Source organism: Sphingorhabdus sp., assembly GCF_044374345.1.
Classification (GTDB): Bacteria; Pseudomonadota; Alphaproteobacteria; order Sphingomonadales; family Sphingomonadaceae; genus Sphingorhabdus_B.
Window position 1 is genome coordinate 1 of sequence record NZ_JBILOS010000002.1, and the last position, 15,556, is coordinate 15,556.

At 57.0% G+C, this 15,556-nt stretch carries 13 protein-coding genes; all 13 read left to right on the plus strand.

Annotation, left to right across the window (positions count from 1 at the left end):
- Positions 1-967: penicillin-binding transpeptidase domain-containing protein (locus ACIQ5B_RS00295; RefSeq protein ID WP_397597259.1), on the plus strand; the 967-nt coding region annotated here is incomplete at its 5' end.
- Positions 967-2,394 (plus strand): UDP-N-acetylmuramoyl-L-alanyl-D-glutamate--2,6-diaminopimelate ligase, encoded by a 1,428-nt coding sequence (locus ACIQ5B_RS00300; protein ID WP_397597260.1) that lies wholly within the window; start codon positions 967-969, stop codon positions 2,392-2,394. The genes ACIQ5B_RS00295 and ACIQ5B_RS00300, both read left to right, overlap by 1 nt.
- Positions 2,391-3,776 carry a UDP-N-acetylmuramoyl-tripeptide--D-alanyl-D-alanine ligase gene (gene murF / locus ACIQ5B_RS00305; RefSeq protein WP_397597261.1) on the plus strand — a complete coding sequence of 462 codons (1,386 nt, stop codon included), beginning with the start codon at positions 2,391-2,393 and terminating at the stop codon, positions 3,774-3,776. Before ACIQ5B_RS00300 ends, murF begins: the two co-directional genes overlap by 4 nt.
- Positions 3,776-4,846 (plus strand): phospho-N-acetylmuramoyl-pentapeptide-transferase, encoded by a 1,071-nt coding sequence (mraY, locus tag ACIQ5B_RS00310; RefSeq protein ID WP_397597262.1) that lies wholly within the window; start codon positions 3,776-3,778, stop codon positions 4,844-4,846. Before murF ends, mraY begins: the two co-directional genes overlap by 1 nt.
- Positions 4,843-6,132: a UDP-N-acetylmuramoyl-L-alanine--D-glutamate ligase gene (gene murD, locus ACIQ5B_RS00315; RefSeq protein WP_397597263.1), complete on the plus strand. Its 1,290-nt coding sequence runs from the start codon at positions 4,843-4,845 to the stop codon at positions 6,130-6,132. The genes mraY and murD overlap by 4 nt, the downstream gene beginning before the upstream one ends.
- A complete protein-coding gene (locus ACIQ5B_RS00320; protein WP_397597264.1) occupies positions 6,129-7,343 on the plus strand; it encodes an FtsW/RodA/SpoVE family cell cycle protein in 1,215 nt (404 codons plus the stop codon). The genes murD and ACIQ5B_RS00320 overlap by 4 nt, the downstream gene beginning before the upstream one ends.
- A 5-nt stretch (positions 7,344-7,348) precedes the next feature.
- Positions 7,349-8,530 carry an undecaprenyldiphospho-muramoylpentapeptide beta-N-acetylglucosaminyltransferase gene (gene murG, locus ACIQ5B_RS00325; RefSeq protein WP_397597265.1) on the plus strand — a complete coding sequence of 394 codons (1,182 nt, stop codon included), beginning with the start codon at positions 7,349-7,351 and terminating at the stop codon, positions 8,528-8,530.
- Positions 8,527-9,933, plus strand: coding sequence for a UDP-N-acetylmuramate--L-alanine ligase (gene murC / locus ACIQ5B_RS00330; RefSeq protein WP_397597266.1), 1,407 nt, complete (start codon positions 8,527-8,529; stop codon positions 9,931-9,933). Before murG ends, murC begins: the two co-directional genes overlap by 4 nt.
- On the plus strand, positions 9,930-10,826 hold the full coding sequence (gene murB / locus ACIQ5B_RS00335; protein ID WP_397597267.1) for a UDP-N-acetylmuramate dehydrogenase: 897 nt from the start codon (positions 9,930-9,932) through the stop codon (positions 10,824-10,826). The genes murC and murB overlap by 4 nt, the downstream gene beginning before the upstream one ends.
- On the plus strand, positions 10,823-11,746 hold the full coding sequence (locus tag ACIQ5B_RS00340; protein WP_397597268.1) for a D-alanine--D-alanine ligase: 924 nt from the start codon (positions 10,823-10,825) through the stop codon (positions 11,744-11,746). The genes murB and ACIQ5B_RS00340 overlap by 4 nt, the downstream gene beginning before the upstream one ends.
- On the plus strand, positions 11,746-12,660 hold the full coding sequence (locus tag ACIQ5B_RS00345; RefSeq protein ID WP_397597269.1) for a cell division protein FtsQ/DivIB: 915 nt from the start codon (positions 11,746-11,748) through the stop codon (positions 12,658-12,660). The genes ACIQ5B_RS00340 and ACIQ5B_RS00345 overlap by 1 nt, the downstream gene beginning before the upstream one ends.
- Positions 12,657-13,922, plus strand: a complete 1,266-nt coding sequence (gene ftsA / locus ACIQ5B_RS00350; RefSeq protein ID WP_397597270.1) for a cell division protein FtsA — start codon at positions 12,657-12,659, stop codon at positions 13,920-13,922. The genes ACIQ5B_RS00345 and ftsA overlap by 4 nt, the downstream gene beginning before the upstream one ends.
- 104 nt (positions 13,923-14,026) lie before the next feature.
- Complete coding sequence (ftsZ, locus tag ACIQ5B_RS00355; RefSeq protein WP_397597271.1) at positions 14,027-15,535, plus strand: cell division protein FtsZ; 1,509 nt, start codon at positions 14,027-14,029, stop codon at positions 15,533-15,535.
- Positions 15,536-15,556 lie beyond the last annotated feature (21 nt).

Below are 15,556 nucleotides of genomic sequence, written 5' to 3' on the forward strand. Positions count from 1 at the left end.
GTTCGCAAATATTCCGGACCTTGGACAGCCGATTGTCGATGGCCGCTATCCCATTTCGCGGCAAACGAACAACGTCACGAACCGTGTCTATGAGCTTGGCTCCACCTTTAAGCCGCTGACCGTGGCTGCTGCATTGGACGCAGGCACCGTGCGCGACCTTTCGGTTCGGTATGACGCGACCAAGCCGCTGCAATTCGGGCGGTTTAAAATTCGGGATTCGCATCCGTCGAACCGCTGGATGAATACGCCAGATGCGTTGATTCACAGTTCGAATATTGTGACCGCACAAATTTCCGACAAATTGGGCGCTGCCCGTATGGATGCCATGTTGCGCACTATGCATTTTAATGCGCGTCCCGACATCGAATTGGCAGAAAAGGCCATGCCGCTATATCCCAAATCATGGGATCGCCTGACCAATATGACGGTTGGATTCGGGCATGGTATCGCGGTGACGCCCATGCATTTGGCCAGCGCATATGCTGCGATGGTCAATGGCGGCATTTACCGCCCGGCGACGATGTTCAAGACGAAATCGGATGCCAAAATCCCCGGCAAGCGCGTCTTTACCGCGGCGACCAGCGCACGGATGCGCCAATTGATGCGCATGATCGTCGTCGACGGCACGGGCAACAAAGCCGACGCCTTGGGCTATCGCGTGGGCGGCAAGACAGGTTCGGCCGAAAAACCCGGCGTTGGCGGCTATAACCGTACGCTGGTTGTTTCGACCTTTGCGGCAGCTTTCCCGATGGATAACCCGCGTTATGTGGTGCTGGTCATGCTGGATGAGCCACAGGGCACAGAAGCATCAAGCTTTCAACGGACGGCAGGCTATACCGCAGCGCCCGTGGTGCGGAAGACGATTACGCGCATCGGTCCGTTGCTGGGAATTATCCCTGACGTGAAACGCGATGTTGATGTATCGGAACTGATGCCTTTATTGTGGAAGGCGAAGGGAGAACAATAGTGAAGCTCGGGCAATTGGTAAGCGATGCCGATCCGGCATTTGCCGACAGAACAGTGACCGGCTTTGCCATCGACCATCGGAAGATTGCGCCCGGAACGGTTTTTGGTGCCTTTGAGGGTGCCAGTTTCAACGGTGAAGATTTCATCGATGCCGCGATTGCCGCCGGTGCGGTCGCTATCGTCGCGCGTCCCGAGGCACAGGTCACAGGCGCATTGCATATCGCCGATGCGGAGCCGCGCCGCGCCTTTGCCCAACTGGCGGCCAACTATTTCCGTCCCTTTCCCGGGCAGATTGCCGCCGTCACGGGCACAAATGGCAAGACATCAACCGCCGAACTCACCCGCCAGCTGTGGCGCATGGCGGGGCATAATGCCGCGTCGATCGGCACATTGGGCATTACGACGGCGTCAGACCAAACAACCACCGGCCTGACAACGCCCGATATTGTGACCTTTCTTGCGAACATGTCCGGTCTGGCCCGCGAAGGCATAAGCCACGCGATATTTGAAGCATCCAGCCACGGCCTCTCCCAATATCGCAGCGAAGGCGTTCGGGTTTCGGTCGCTGCATTCACGAATTTGAGCCGCGATCACCTGGATTATCATGGCACGATGGAACGCTATTTCGACGCAAAGATGCGTTTGTTCGACGAGGTGGTCGATGAAAATGGCTGCGCCGTTATCTGGGCAGATGATGTCTGGTCGGACCAAGTCATTGCACGGGCGCGCAAGCGCGACCTGCGGATGATTACCGTGGGTGAAAAGGGCAAGGGCGTGCAACTGCTCTCGCGCGAAGCCACGCAGCTTGGCCAGACGCTTGAGCTGCGGATTCAGGGCGACGTGTACAAAGTGAAACTGCCGCTGATCGGTGCCTATCAAGCCGCCAACGCGCTTGTCGCCGCAGGCATTGTGATGGCAAGTGGCGGCGACGTGGAAAGCCTGCTGTCACATCTCGCGCGGTTGCAGCCCGTCCGTGGCCGACTGGAGCGCGCCGTTATCACCAAAAGCGGCGCACCCGTCTATGTCGATTATGCGCACACGCCCGATGGCTTGCGCGCGGCAATCGCGGCATTGCGTCCGCATACAAAGGGCAAGCTGATTACCGTCTTTGGCGCCGGTGGGGACCGCGACACCGGAAAACGTCCGGAAATGGGCGCGGTTGCGGTTGCCGATTCCGACGTCGTGATCGTGACGGACGATAATCCGCGTAGCGAAGATCCATCGCTTATTCGTGCGGATATCATGGCGGGCGCGCCCGGCGCGCATGAAATTGGCGACCGGCGCTATGCTATTGCCTTTGCCATCGAACATGCCGAACCCGATGATATCGTCCTGATCGCGGGCAAGGGGCACGAACAAGGGCAGATCATCATGGGCCGCGTTTTACCGTTTGACGATGTCGAAGTGGCGCGGGAATGCGCAGCATGACGCCCTTATGGACTTTTGAAGAATTGCTCGCCGCGACCGGCGGGACGGCTGCGGGACATTTTGACGTCCATGGCGTTGCGTTCGACTCCCGCGAAATCGGCGCTGGGGATTTGTTCTTTGCGCTCAAGGGTGCCGAGACGGACGGGCATCGGTTCATCGAAACAGCATTTGCCAATGGTGCCGCCGGCGCGATTGTGTCGCAGCCCGTGCCTTTCCCGCATATTCTGGTCAGCGACACGATGCAGGCGCTTGAGGCACTTGGCCATGCGTCACGCGCACGGACCAAGGCCAAGATTATCGGCGTAACGGGATCTGCGGGTAAAACGGGGACGAAAGAAGCGCTCTATGCCGCGCTGGACCGCTATTCACGCGGGCGCGCGCACCGGTCGGTCAAAAGCTATAACAATCATGTCGGCGTACCGCTTAGCCTCGCGCGCATGCCCGCTGACTGCGACTTTGGCGTTTTCGAAATGGGCATGAACCATGCCGGTGAAATGCGGGCGCTCAGCAAGATTGTGCGTCCTGACGTCGCGATTATCACCACCATTGCCCCGGCGCATATCGAATTTTTCAAGGATGAGAGCGGCATTGCAGATGCCAAGGCGGAGATATTTGAAGGCTTGGCCGACGGTGGCACGGCCATCCTGCCCGCCGATAGTCCTCATTATGCGCGGCTTCGTGCGGCGGCCGAAAAATATACCGGCAATATCATGACCTTTGGCTTTAGCGCGGATGCCGATGTCCACGTGGTCGACCATATGCCTGCAGAGGGCGGCACGCTGATCACCGCAAAAGTGCGCGAGAATATGCTGTCCTTTACGTTGTCGCAGCCCGGAGAGCATTGGATTGGCAACAGCATGGCGGTTTTGGCCGCAGTTTCCGCAGCCGGCGGCGATCTGGCTTCGGCAGGGCTTGCCATGGCGGAAATGGGCGGTCTTGCTGGGCGCGGCGCGCGTCATGTTATTCGCATTGGTGATGGTACCGGCCATCTTATTGACGAAAGCTACAACGCCAACCCTGCATCGATGCTGGCGACGATTGGCCAATTGGGGCAAGCATCCGGCGGCCGCCGGATTGCCGTTTTGGGTTCGATGAAAGAACTTGGTGTCAAAAGTGCGCAATATCATAGCGAACTCGCCGCACCCTTGGCGGCGGCAAAGGTGGATTTTGCACTGCTCGTCGGTCAAGAGATGGAAATTCTCGCCGAAGAGTTGAAGGCAGGGGTTGAGGGGCCAGCCAATTTCGCGCATTGCGCGACCGCGCAGGAGGCATTGGCCCTTCTGCAAAATTATCTTTGCGCATCAGACACGATATTGGTCAAAGGTTCCAACAGTATGGGACTTTCCTCCATCGTCAGCGCGCTGACGGGTGGGAAAAACTAATGCTATATATATTGGCCGAATATCTTGGTTTTCCCGGTATTTTGAACCTTATCCGCTATCTCAGTTTCCGTTCGGGGGCAGCCGTTGCCACCGCGCTGATTATCGGTCTTCTGATCGGTCCGCGCTTCATCAGCATGCTGCGTGTCCGTCAGGGCAAGGGCCAGCCCATTCGCAGCGATGGCCCGCAATCCCACCTCGCCAAGGTCGGCACGCCGACCATGGGCGGCCTGATGATATTGGTGTCGGTCGGTATTTCTATGCTGCTGTGGATGGACCTGACCAATGTGTATGTTTGGGCGTGTCTGCTGGTCACCGCAGGCTTTGGCACCGTCGGGTTCCTTGACGATTATGACAAGGTCAAAAAGCGCAGTCACAAGGGCGTTTCAGGCAGGGTCCGGTTGCTTATGGAGTTTGCGATTGCGGGCGTTGCGGTATCGCTGATTGTCTCGCAATCGGGTGGCATGTTGTATTTGCCCTTCGTCAATGGCCCCGTTGTTGATCTGGGTTGGTGGTATGTGCCCTTTGGCGCGTTTGTCATCGTGTCCTTTGGCAATGCGGTGAACCTGACCGATGGTCTTGACGGATTGGCCACCATGCCCGTGATTATCGCGTCAGTCGCGTTCATGATCATCGTCTACATGGTCGGTAACGCCAAATATGCGGCTTATTTGGGTATCCCCTTTTACTTGGGCGCTGGCGATCTTGCGATGTTGTGCGGCGCAATCGTAGGCGCTGGTCTGGCGTTCCTGTGGTTCAACGCGCCGCCTGCTGCAGTGTTCATGGGCGATACCGGTAGCCTTGCCTTGGGTGGCACATTGGGCGCCATCGCCGTTGTCGCACATCATGAATTCGTGCTCGCCATCATCGGCGGCCTTTTCGTGATTGAGGCGCTGTCGGTCATCATTCAGGTATTCTGGTTCAAACGCACCGGAAAGCGCATCTTCCGCATGGCACCCATCCACCATCATTTTGAACAGCTTGGCTGGTCGGAACCAACCGTTGTTATCCGTTTTTGGATTGTCGCTTTCGTACTCGCGCTTGCAGGTCTATCAACGCTCAAGCTCAGATGATTACAACACCCGCCTTCAAAGACCGTAAGTTTGCGATACTGGGGCTTGCGCGCTCCGGCCTTGCAGCTGCGCGGTCGCTTGTTGCGGGCGGGGCGGAAATCCTTGCATGGGATAATGACGAAGGCGCACGGGCCAGAATTGCCGATATTGCGAATATTGGCGATCCGTTGCTGGCGGACCTGTCGGGCTATGATGCGATTGTTGTGTCGCCCGGCGTGCCCATCAACCGCCATCCCATAGCGGACAAGGCAAAGGCCGAAGGCCTGTCGCTGATCGGTGATATTGAATTATTCGCAATGGCGCGGCCAAGCCTGCCGCCGCACCATGTCGTTGGCATTACCGGCACAAACGGGAAATCGACGACGACCGCCTTGGTCCACCATATTTTGGAAAGCGCTGGTTTGCCCGTTCGCATGGGCGGCAACATTGGCTTGCCAATTTTGTCACAGGCGCCGTTGCCAGCAGGCGGCGTTTATGTGTTGGAGCTTTCCAGCTACCAAATCGACATTACCCATTCCCTGTCGTGCGATGCGGCGGCGCTGATCAACCTGTCGCCCGATCATTTGGACCGCTATGATGGCTATGCCGGCTATGTCGCCTCCAAGGCGCGCCTATTCGACATGCAGACCGGAAATACACATTCCGTGTTTGGTAAAGGCGACGCCGATACCGAGCAGGTGTATCGCGATGTGCTGGCGCGGCGTGGCGCGGATTTGGTCCATTTGGCAGATGCGGCTTCGGTTACGGGGCAGGCGGATTGGCCGACGTTGCAAGGCCCCCATAATCTGCAGAATATTGCCGTCGCCATCGCGCTGGTGGAATCGCTCGGGCTGACGGAGGCGCAATGGCGCCCGGCAATGGCGACATATCAGGGTCTTGCACACCGGATGGAGGTTGTTGCCGAACGCAATGGCGTCTTGTTCGTCAATGACAGCAAAGCCACCAATGCCGCATCTACCGCACCCGCGTTGGCCGCCTATCCGCGCATTCACTGGATTGTTGGCGGTCTGCCGAAATCAGATAATTTGGATGAGTGCATTCCCAATTTCGGCCATGTCGTGAAAGCCTATACCATTGGTGAGGCCGGACCATTGTTTCACGAACTGCTGTCACCTTATATGCCGGTCGAGCGTAGCGAAATGATGGGCACTGCGGTCTGTTCCGCCGCCGCCCAGGCCGAACCAGGCGATGTTATCATGCTGTCGCCCGCTTGCGCGTCGTTCGACCAGTTCAAAGATTTTGAGGCGCGCGGTGATGCGTTCCGGGCGATTGTTGAGGCACTATGAACGGCGAACCTAAAGAAGTTCCGTGGGTCCTGGCCGCAAAGACCGGCAAAATCGGTTTTGCGAACCGGCTTGGCCGCGGCGACCGATCGCCGCTTGGCGTGTGGTTCTGGGAACTTGACCGTGTGCTGCTGTCCTTGATGATGGTGTTGATCGCGATAGGATTGTTGGCGGTTGCTGCGGCCTCACCTGCGGGTGCGCAGCGCCTGTCGTCGTCCACAACGCAATTGTCGTCTTTATATTTCTTTTACCGGCAACTGATGTGGGTGATGGTCGGGGTACCATTGATGCTTCTGATATCGATGTATCCGCGCGAACAGGCACGCCGCTTTGGGGTGTTTTTCTTTTGCGTTTTCTTTGTGCTGCTGGCGCTGGTTCCGATCATTGGCCGCGAAGTGAACGGGTCGCAACGCTGGATTGGTGGGGGTTTTGCGGGGCTTCAGCCTTCCGAATTTCTGAAGCCCTTTTACGCCGTTGCAATGGCATGGATTATTAGCTGGCGTTTGAAAGACCCTAGCTTGCCGGTACTTTTCTTAAGCAGCATCGTGACGGGTTTTGTCTGCGTCCTCTTGTTGTTGCAGCCTGACCTTGGCCAGACCATCTTGTTCATGGGCACATGGTTTGCGTTTATGATGGTATCCGGCGTCCCGGCATCACGGCTGTGGGCGTTAATCATCAGCGGCGTGGTGTTTATCGTGCTGGCCTATAATTTCTATCCGGTCGCAACGCAGCGTATCGATGCATGGATTTTCGGAACCGAAGGGCTCACCCATGACAAAATGGCGATGGCAACATTGACCAATGGTGGTTTCTTTGGTCTTGGCCCAGGCCTTGGTATCAAGAAATATTCGCTGCCTGAAGGGCATACCGATTATATCTTCTCCGTCATTGGGGAAGAATTCGGTCTGTTGGCGTGCATGCTTATCGCCATTTTATATTTCGCCATATTGGTCCGCATCATCATTCGCTTGCTGGATGAAAAAGACCAGTTTGTGGTTCTGGCCGTGACCGGGCTTGGCGCGCAATTCATTGGTCAGGCGATGATCAACATGGCCGTGAACCTTGGCGTATTTCCGTCAAAGGGCATGACCTTGCCATTTATCAGTTACGGTGGATCGTCCATTTTGGCGCTGTCGGTAACCTGCGGTCTCATCCTCGCCCTGACGAAGCGAAACCCTTATCTTGACCGGTCGATATATATGGTGAAGGGATAGCGTCCATGACGATTTCTCGGCATTATGTGTTGGCCGCTGGCGGCACAGGGGGGCATCTTATCCCTGCGTTCGCGCTGGGGCAGGAACTTCTGAATAGAGGCCACCATGTTGCTTTGATAACCGACGCGCGCGGTGCGAAAATTCCGGGCTGCCCGGAACAGATGGCAACGCATATTTTGCCCGCAGGCCGTATCACGAAAAGCCCGCGCAGCTGGCTGCCCGGCATGCGGGCTATCGCGCAAGGTCGCACGATGGCGCGGCGCTTGTACGCCAGCTTTGAACCAACGGCCGTTGTCGGCTTTGGCGGATATCCGGCATTCCCCGCCTTGTTGGGTGCATTTGCCGAAAAAATTCCGACGATCATTCATGAACAAAATGCCGTGCTCGGCCGTGTGAACCGATTCACCGCGCGGCAGGTGAACGCTATTGCGACGGCCTATCCCGACGTGCTGCGGCTGTCGCCGCGTTATGCCAGCAAGGTGCATCTGGTTGGAAATCCGGTGCGCGAAGACGTCTTGGCGCTGCGAGATGAGCCCTATCCGCCGCTTTTGGCCGACGGCATTTTCCGGGTGCTTGTGACGGGGGGAAGCCAGGGCGCGACCATATTGTCCGACATTGTCCCCGATGGCCTTGCGCGTCTGCCGCTGGATTTGCGCCGCCGTCTTCAGGTTACGCAGCAGTGCCGCGAAGAAGATATTGAGACGGTCCGTCAGGCATATGCCGCACATGACATTCCGGCAGAGCTTGCAACCTATCTGCCGGACCTGCCCGAACGTTTGGGCTGGGCGCATATGGTCATCGGACGTGCGGGGGCATCAACGGTGTCCGAACTGACCTGCGCCGGACGTCCAGCGATTTTGGTGCCACTGCCAAGCGCGACCGATGATCACCAAAGCTATAACGTCAAAGAAATGGTCGCAGCCGGCGGTGCGCGCGCGATTGCGCAGCCAGCCTTCACCGCGGTTGAACTCGCCAAGCAAATAGAGAAAATTGCACTTGAACCCGGCGCGCTCGAAAATGCGGCAAAGGCAGCGAAAAGCTGTGGTCGTCCCAACGCGGTTGCCGATTTGGCGGACCTTGTGGAATCCTTTGGTCGCGCGCCAATCATGCATGGCTTGACCACAAAGCCCGACACATCGGCATCCTTTGGTGCCGCACCCGCACTCGCACGAAAGAGCATATCATGAAGGGTGTCCCAACGGATATTGGCATCGTCCACTTTGTCGGCATTGGCGGCATCGGCATGTCCGGCATTGCCGAGGTCATGCACAATCTTGGCTATCAGGTGCAGGGCAGCGACATTGCCGACAGCTATGTTGTCGATGGCCTGCGCAAGCGTGGGATCAAGGTGATGATCGGGCATAGCGCGGATAATCTTGGCGATGCGGCTGTTGTGGTGACGTCGACTGCGGTCAAAAAAGGCAATCCCGAACGCGATGCTGCGCTTGAACGCCGCATTCCGCTGGTGCGCCGCGCAGAGATGCTGGCCGAGCTGATGCGGTTGAAGAACACCGTTGCCGTGGCAGGGACGCATGGCAAAACAACGACGACGTCCATGATTGCCGCGATGCTCGATCATGGCGGCATTGACCCCACCGTAATTAACGGCGGTATCATCAACAGCTATGGTTCAAACGCGCGTCTGGGTGCGAGTGACTGGATGGTTGTTGAGGCCGACGAAAGCGACGGCAGCTTCCTGCGTCTTGACGGTACGCTGGCGGTTGTCACCAATATCGATCCAGAGCATCTTGACCATTATGGCGATTTTGATGCCATCAAACGCGCCTTTGTCGAATTTGTCGAAAACGTCCCTTTTTATGGCGCGGCAATCATGTGCCTCGACCATCCAGAGGTTCAGGCAATCTTGCCCAAGATCCGCGATCGCCGGATTATCACTTACGGTTTTTCGGCGCAGGCCGACATTCGCGGCGAAAATGTTACGTCGTTTCCCGGTGGCAACCGCTTTGATGTCGTTGTCCGCGCGCGCGACGGATCGCAACGCACGATAGAGGGCGTCGTCTTGCCAATGCCCGGACGGCATAATGTGCAAAATGCTTTGTCTGCCATCGCGGTCGGCCTTGAAATGGGCATGAGCGATGAAGCGGTCGCGCATGGCTTTGACAAATTTGGTGGTGTCAAACGGCGCTTTACCAAGGTTGGCGAAGTTGATGGCGTGACCATAATCGACGACTATGGCCATCACCCCGTTGAAATCCGCGCGGTTCTGTCTGCCGCACGCGAAGGCGCGCAGGGCCGCGTAATTGCCGTGGCACAGCCACATCGCTTCACCCGCCTGCGCGACCATATGGATGATTTCCAACAGGCGTTTAACGATGCCGATATGGTGTTCATTTCGCCCGTCTACGCCGCAGGCGAAGCGCCTATTGAGGGTATTGATTCCGAAGCGCTCGTGAACGGCATAAAGGCACGCGGGCACCGTTCGGCGGCGACCATCGCCGATGCGCAGGCGCTTGCAGTGAAGCTTGCAGAAACGGTGCAGGAAAATGACATGGTTGTCTGCCTTGGCGCGGGCGACATCACCAAATGGGCAGCGGGACTTGCGGACGCCATTAAGGCAGCCCGTGCATGAGCGTGAATATCCTTCCAAAGGTTGAAGGCAAGTTGACGGCCGATGCGCCGCTTGCGCCATTGGTGTGGTTCAAATCGGGCGGCAGCGCGGAATATCTTTTCGAACCCAAAGACATCAACGACCTGCAAGAATTTCTGCGTCAGCTTGATCCAGCGGTACCCGTCATGGCGCTTGGCCTTGGCTCCAACCTGATTGTGCGTGATGGCGGCGTTAGGGGCGTTGTCGTTCGCCTTGGTAAAGCCTTTGCCAAAGTGACGCCTGTTGACACAGTTACGCTAAATTGCGGGGCAGGGGCATCGGGCATATTGGTATCGTCAACCGCGCGGGACAATGGCATTTCGGGGCTTGAATTTCTGCGGTCCATTCCCGGCACGGTCGGCGGCTTTGTCCGCATGAATGGCGGCGCTTATGGCGGCGAGGTGAAGGATATCTTGGTCGATTGCGATGTCGTGATGCGCGATGGCGCGCTTGCGACCTTGCCGGTTGATGAGCTGCATTATAGCTATCGCCATTCGGATCTTCCCGATGGCGCCATTGTGGTCGGTGCACGCTTTCGGGGGGTGCCGGGTGTGTCAGACGCCATTCAGGCCGAGATGGACCGGATCAGCGCCGCGCGCGAAGCATCGCAGCCGCTGCGTTCAAAAACGGGTGGTTCGACATTCAAAAATCCGGATGGACATAAAGCATGGCAGCTGGTTGACGAAGCCGGATGCCGCGGATTGCAAATCGGCGGCGCGCAGGTTTCGGAAAAGCATACCAACTTTTTGATTAACACAGGCGATGCGACAAGCGCCGATATTGAGGCGTTGGGCGATGAAGTTCGCCAGCGTGTAAAGGCAAAGTCAGGCATTGACCTGCATTGGGAAATACAACGCGTGGGTGAAACAAAATGAGTGAGCAAATCCACGTAGCGGTGTTGATGGGTGGCTGGTCAAATGAACGGCCTGTGTCGTTGATGAGCGGCAACGGCGTGGCCGATGCGCTTGAGAAACTGGGCTATAAGGTCAGCCGTGTCGACATGGACCGCAATGTTGCGCAGTTTTTGGCCGCGCTGCGCCCTGATGTGGTGTTTAACGCGTTGCATGGCGTTCCGGGTGAAGATGGGTCGGTGCAGGGTATGCTCGACCTGATGGGCATTAAATATACCCATAGCGGCATGGTGACGTCGGTGATTGCCATCGACAAGGAATTGACGAAGCAGCGGCTGGTGCCCGCTGGCATTCCGATGCCAAAGGGTACGATGGTGGATAGCGAAAGCCTGTTCGCCGCCGACCCATTGCCGCGGCCTTATGTGCTGAAACCTGTCAATGAAGGCAGCTCTGTTGGCGTGGCGATTGTCACTGAAAACAGCAATTACGGAAACCCCATCTCGCGCGATGCCAAGGGGCCTTGGCAGGAATTTGAAACTTTGCTGGCCGAACCTTTTATCAAGGGCCGCGAACTGACGGTCGCGGTGCTGGGTAATAAGGCGCTGTGTGTTACCGAGTTGAAGCCAAAGAGTGGCTTTTACGATTTTGATGCCAAATATACCGACGGCCTGACCGAGCATATTTGCCCGGCTGAAATACCTGCGGATATTGCGCAGTATATGTTGGATGTCGCATTGGATGCGCACCGGTTGCTGGGCTGCAAAGGGGCATCGCGCACCGATTTCCGTTGGGACGATGAATTGGGCAAAAATGGTGTGTTCGTGCTGGAAACCAACACGCAGCCCGGAATGACGCCGCTGAGCCTCGTGCCCGAACAGGCGCGGCACGTTGGCATCAGCTATGAACAACTGGTCGACATGATCGTAAAAGAGGCGTTGGCATAATGGCGACTGCTGCACGAAAACCCGCTGCAAAACGCAAGGCATCGTCGCCGAACCCGCGCAAGAAGGTGCTGCAAATATCCTGGGTTGACCGGATCATGCGCATCCTGCCGATTTCGGAAGAAGATGTGCAGCGCGCGCTCACATGGATTTTTGTAACCGCGCTTGCGGTGCTGCTATTTGCCATTGCCCAATATACCGGCGTTACGGCCGCTGCGTATCAGCAATATGCAGCGCTCGCCGCAAAGGCCGGCTTTCAGGTGCAGCGCGTTGAAGTCACCGGTATGGAACGTGTGGACCAAGTTCGGGTCTATCAACTTGTCCTTGCCGAAAAAGACCGTGCGATGCCGTTGGTCGATATCGACAAGGTCCGCGCAGACTTACTGAAATATGGCTGGATCAAAGACGCCCGCGTGGCGCGCCGTTTGCCCGATACGCTTGCGGTTGAAATCGTCGAACGCACGCCGGCGGCGATTTGGCAACGCAACGGCAAATATTCGCTGATCGATGCCAACGGAATTGTCCTGCAAAATATTGCGGCGGGCGAAGGTGGTGATTTGCCGACATTGAACGGCGTTGATGCGAACCGGCATGCTGTCGCGCTCAACACCCTGCTCGACAATGCCTCCGCACTGAAAGCGCAAGTGATTGGCGCAACATGGGTGGGCAATCGCCGTTGGGATTTGCAGTTCCAGACCGGTGAAACATTGGCCTTGCCCGAAGGTGAAAAGGCAGCGGCCGAGGCGTTGCTGAATTTTGCGCGGATGGATGGCATTCACCGGCTGCTTGGCCGCGACCTGATCCATTTCGACCTGCGCGACCCCGAACGTGCATATTTCCGCAAGGCGCCCAAAGTTGAACCTGTTAAAGTAGAGAGCGGCGACGCAACGTCGACCACCAGCGGAAGAGAAGTATGAAAGCTGCACGCGTTGAAAAACTGATTTCGGCCATTGATATTGGCTCTTCAAAAGTTTCGGCACTCATTGCCGGGTTGACCGACAGCGGCGAGCTGCTGGTACTGGGAACCGGCCAACGCGAGAGCAGGGGCGTGACACGCGGGTGCATTGCGGACGTCGAACAAGCTGAATTGTCCGTGCGCCATGCCGTTGAACAGGCCGAGCGGATCGCCGGGCTGAACATCGACCGCGTGTGGGTGGGCATGTCCGCAGGCGGGCTTGATAGCTTGCTCGCGCCGGTTGAAATTGAACTGGGTGGCGATCGCATCACGCAGGAAGATATCGACGAATTGCTGCAGGCTGGACGTGCGAACATTCAGACCGGCGGCAAAATTGCGCTTCATATTCAGCCGACATTATATTCGCTGGATGGTGTTGGCGGTGTTGCGAACCCTTTTGGGTTGCATGCCGATCGCCTTGGTGTTGATGTCCATGTCGTTCTGGCGGACCAGTCGCCTGTTCGGAACATGGATATGACGGTGCGCGCGGCGCATCTTGATGTTGAGTCGCTCGTCGTTGGTCCAGTGGCCACTGGCCTTGCGTGCCTGACGGCGGAAGAACGGGAGCTTGGTGTCGCCCTTGTCGAATTTGGCGCGGCGGTGACCAATGTGTCGGTCTTCATCGGTGGCATGCTCGTCGGACTGGAAACCATTCAAAAGGGCGCATCTGATATTACCGACGACATCGCATCGGCCTTCGGTATTCGCCGGGCGCAAGCCGAACGGCTGAAATGCTTCCACGGCTCTGCCTTAACCAGCCCGCGTGATCATCAAGAAGTGCTCGACATTGGCCCTGATGAAAATGGCGTTGAAGCCGGCGCTAACGCACCGCGCATCACCAAGGCGCAGTTGAACGCCGTCGTCTGCCAGCGCGTGGATTCCATCGTCACCGAAATCGCACAAGCGCTGAAAACTTTGGGCTTTTCCGGTCCATCCGGGCATCAGGTGGTGTTGACCGGCGGCGGCGCTGAACTGAAGGGCGCAGCGGAACATATGCAAGGCGCGCTCGGCCGCACGGTCCGCATTGGCCGTCCATCTGGCCTTAATGGTATTCCGGAGGCACATTCGGGACCGGCATTTTCAACCCTCGTCGGATTGATTCATTATGCCGCATCGGAACGTGTTGACCTGAAATCAGGTTATGATTTGCGGGTCGAGCAGATGGCCGGGACGATGCCGGGGTTAATCGAACGTATAAAACGCGCTATACGAGAGAATTTCTGACAGAAACCTGTGCAAAAGCGGTAATTTTTGAGTGTGCACTTTGTCCTTTTGTGTCAAAAGCGTGAAAATTTCGAACAAGCCACAGAGGCTAAGGGGATAAACTTATGAGCATCAATATCGGTCCACCCATGGTTGACGAGTTGAAGCCAAAAATTGCCGTTATTGGTGTCGGTGGAGCAGGCGGTAACGCCGTAGCCAACATGATTAGCGCAAGGGTAGAAGGCGTCGACTTCGTTGTTGCCAACACCGACGCACAGGCGCTGAACGCGTCGCCTGCTGAATATCGCATTCAGCTTGGACCTGAAATCACACAGGGTCTTGGCGCCGGTTCACGGCCCGAAGTTGGTCGCGCTGCGGCTGAAGAAACGCTGGAGCAAGTGAAAGCGGCGCTTGTCGGTTGCCACATGTGCTTTATCGCGGCTGGCATGGGTGGCGGCACCGGAACGGGCGCTGCACCTGTTATCGCCAAGGTTGCGCGCGAAATGAACGTTTTGACGGTCGGTGTCGTGACCAAGCCGTTCATGTTCGAAGGTTCGCGCCGCATGCGGTCCGCAGAATCGGGTATCATCGAATTGCAGCAGCATGTTGATACGCTGATCGTTATTCCGAACCAGAATCTGTTCCTGGTCGCCAACCCGAACACAACATTTAAGGAAGCATTCCAGCTTGCCGACGAAGTGTTGCAGCAGGGCGTTCGTGGCATCACCGACCTGATGGTTATGCCGGGGCTCATCAACCTCGATTTTGCCGACGTCCGTTCAGTCATGCACGAAATGGGCAAGGCCATGATGGGCACGGGTGAAGCCGAAGGCGACGGCCGCGCGCTCGAAGCGGCGGAAAAAGCCATTGCCAACCCGTTGCTCGACGGCGTGTCGATGCAGGGTGCAAAGGGCGTTATCGTATCGATTACCGGTGGCGAAGATATGCGCCTGATGGAAGTTGACGAAGCGGCCAACCATATTCGTGAACTGGTTGATCCTGACGCGAACATCATTTGGGGTTCGGCATTCAATGAGAATCTGAACGGCAAGATCCGCGTTTCGGTTGTCGCAACAGGCATTGATAGCGAAGGCTTGACCGCGACACCGGCAGTACAAAGGACGCCATTCTCATTCAGCCGTCCTGCACCTGCACCTGAACCTGCCCCTGAGCCTGTCGTTGAAGTTGCACCTGCTGCGACATCTTTGTTTGAAAACACAGCCGATACAGCAGCAGTGGAAGAAACGGCCACCGCTGAATTCGAAAACGAAGCAGACGATGACAGCTTGGAACTGGGTAGCGACTTTGTTGCAATCGAAGAAGATGAAGCAGAAGACGTTGCACCATCGGAATATGCAGGCGACAATGACAGCCCACGGGATTCCTGGGCAAATGCCGACGCACTTGACCTCGATACGCCTGCGACCGAAGGCTATCCGTCTGCGCAGCCAGTCGACGTGACTGAGCCGCCCGTTCGCGCTGCACCACGCATTCCCACAGGCGGCACATTGTTTGAACGCATGTCCAACCTGTCGCGTGGTCTCACCCGTTCGGAAGACGATGAAGAAAAGCGCAATGAAGGCGGCAATGGTATCGGCTTCCCAAGCTTTCTTGACCGTCAGAACAACTCATAAGACGCGCGGCAAGCGCACCGT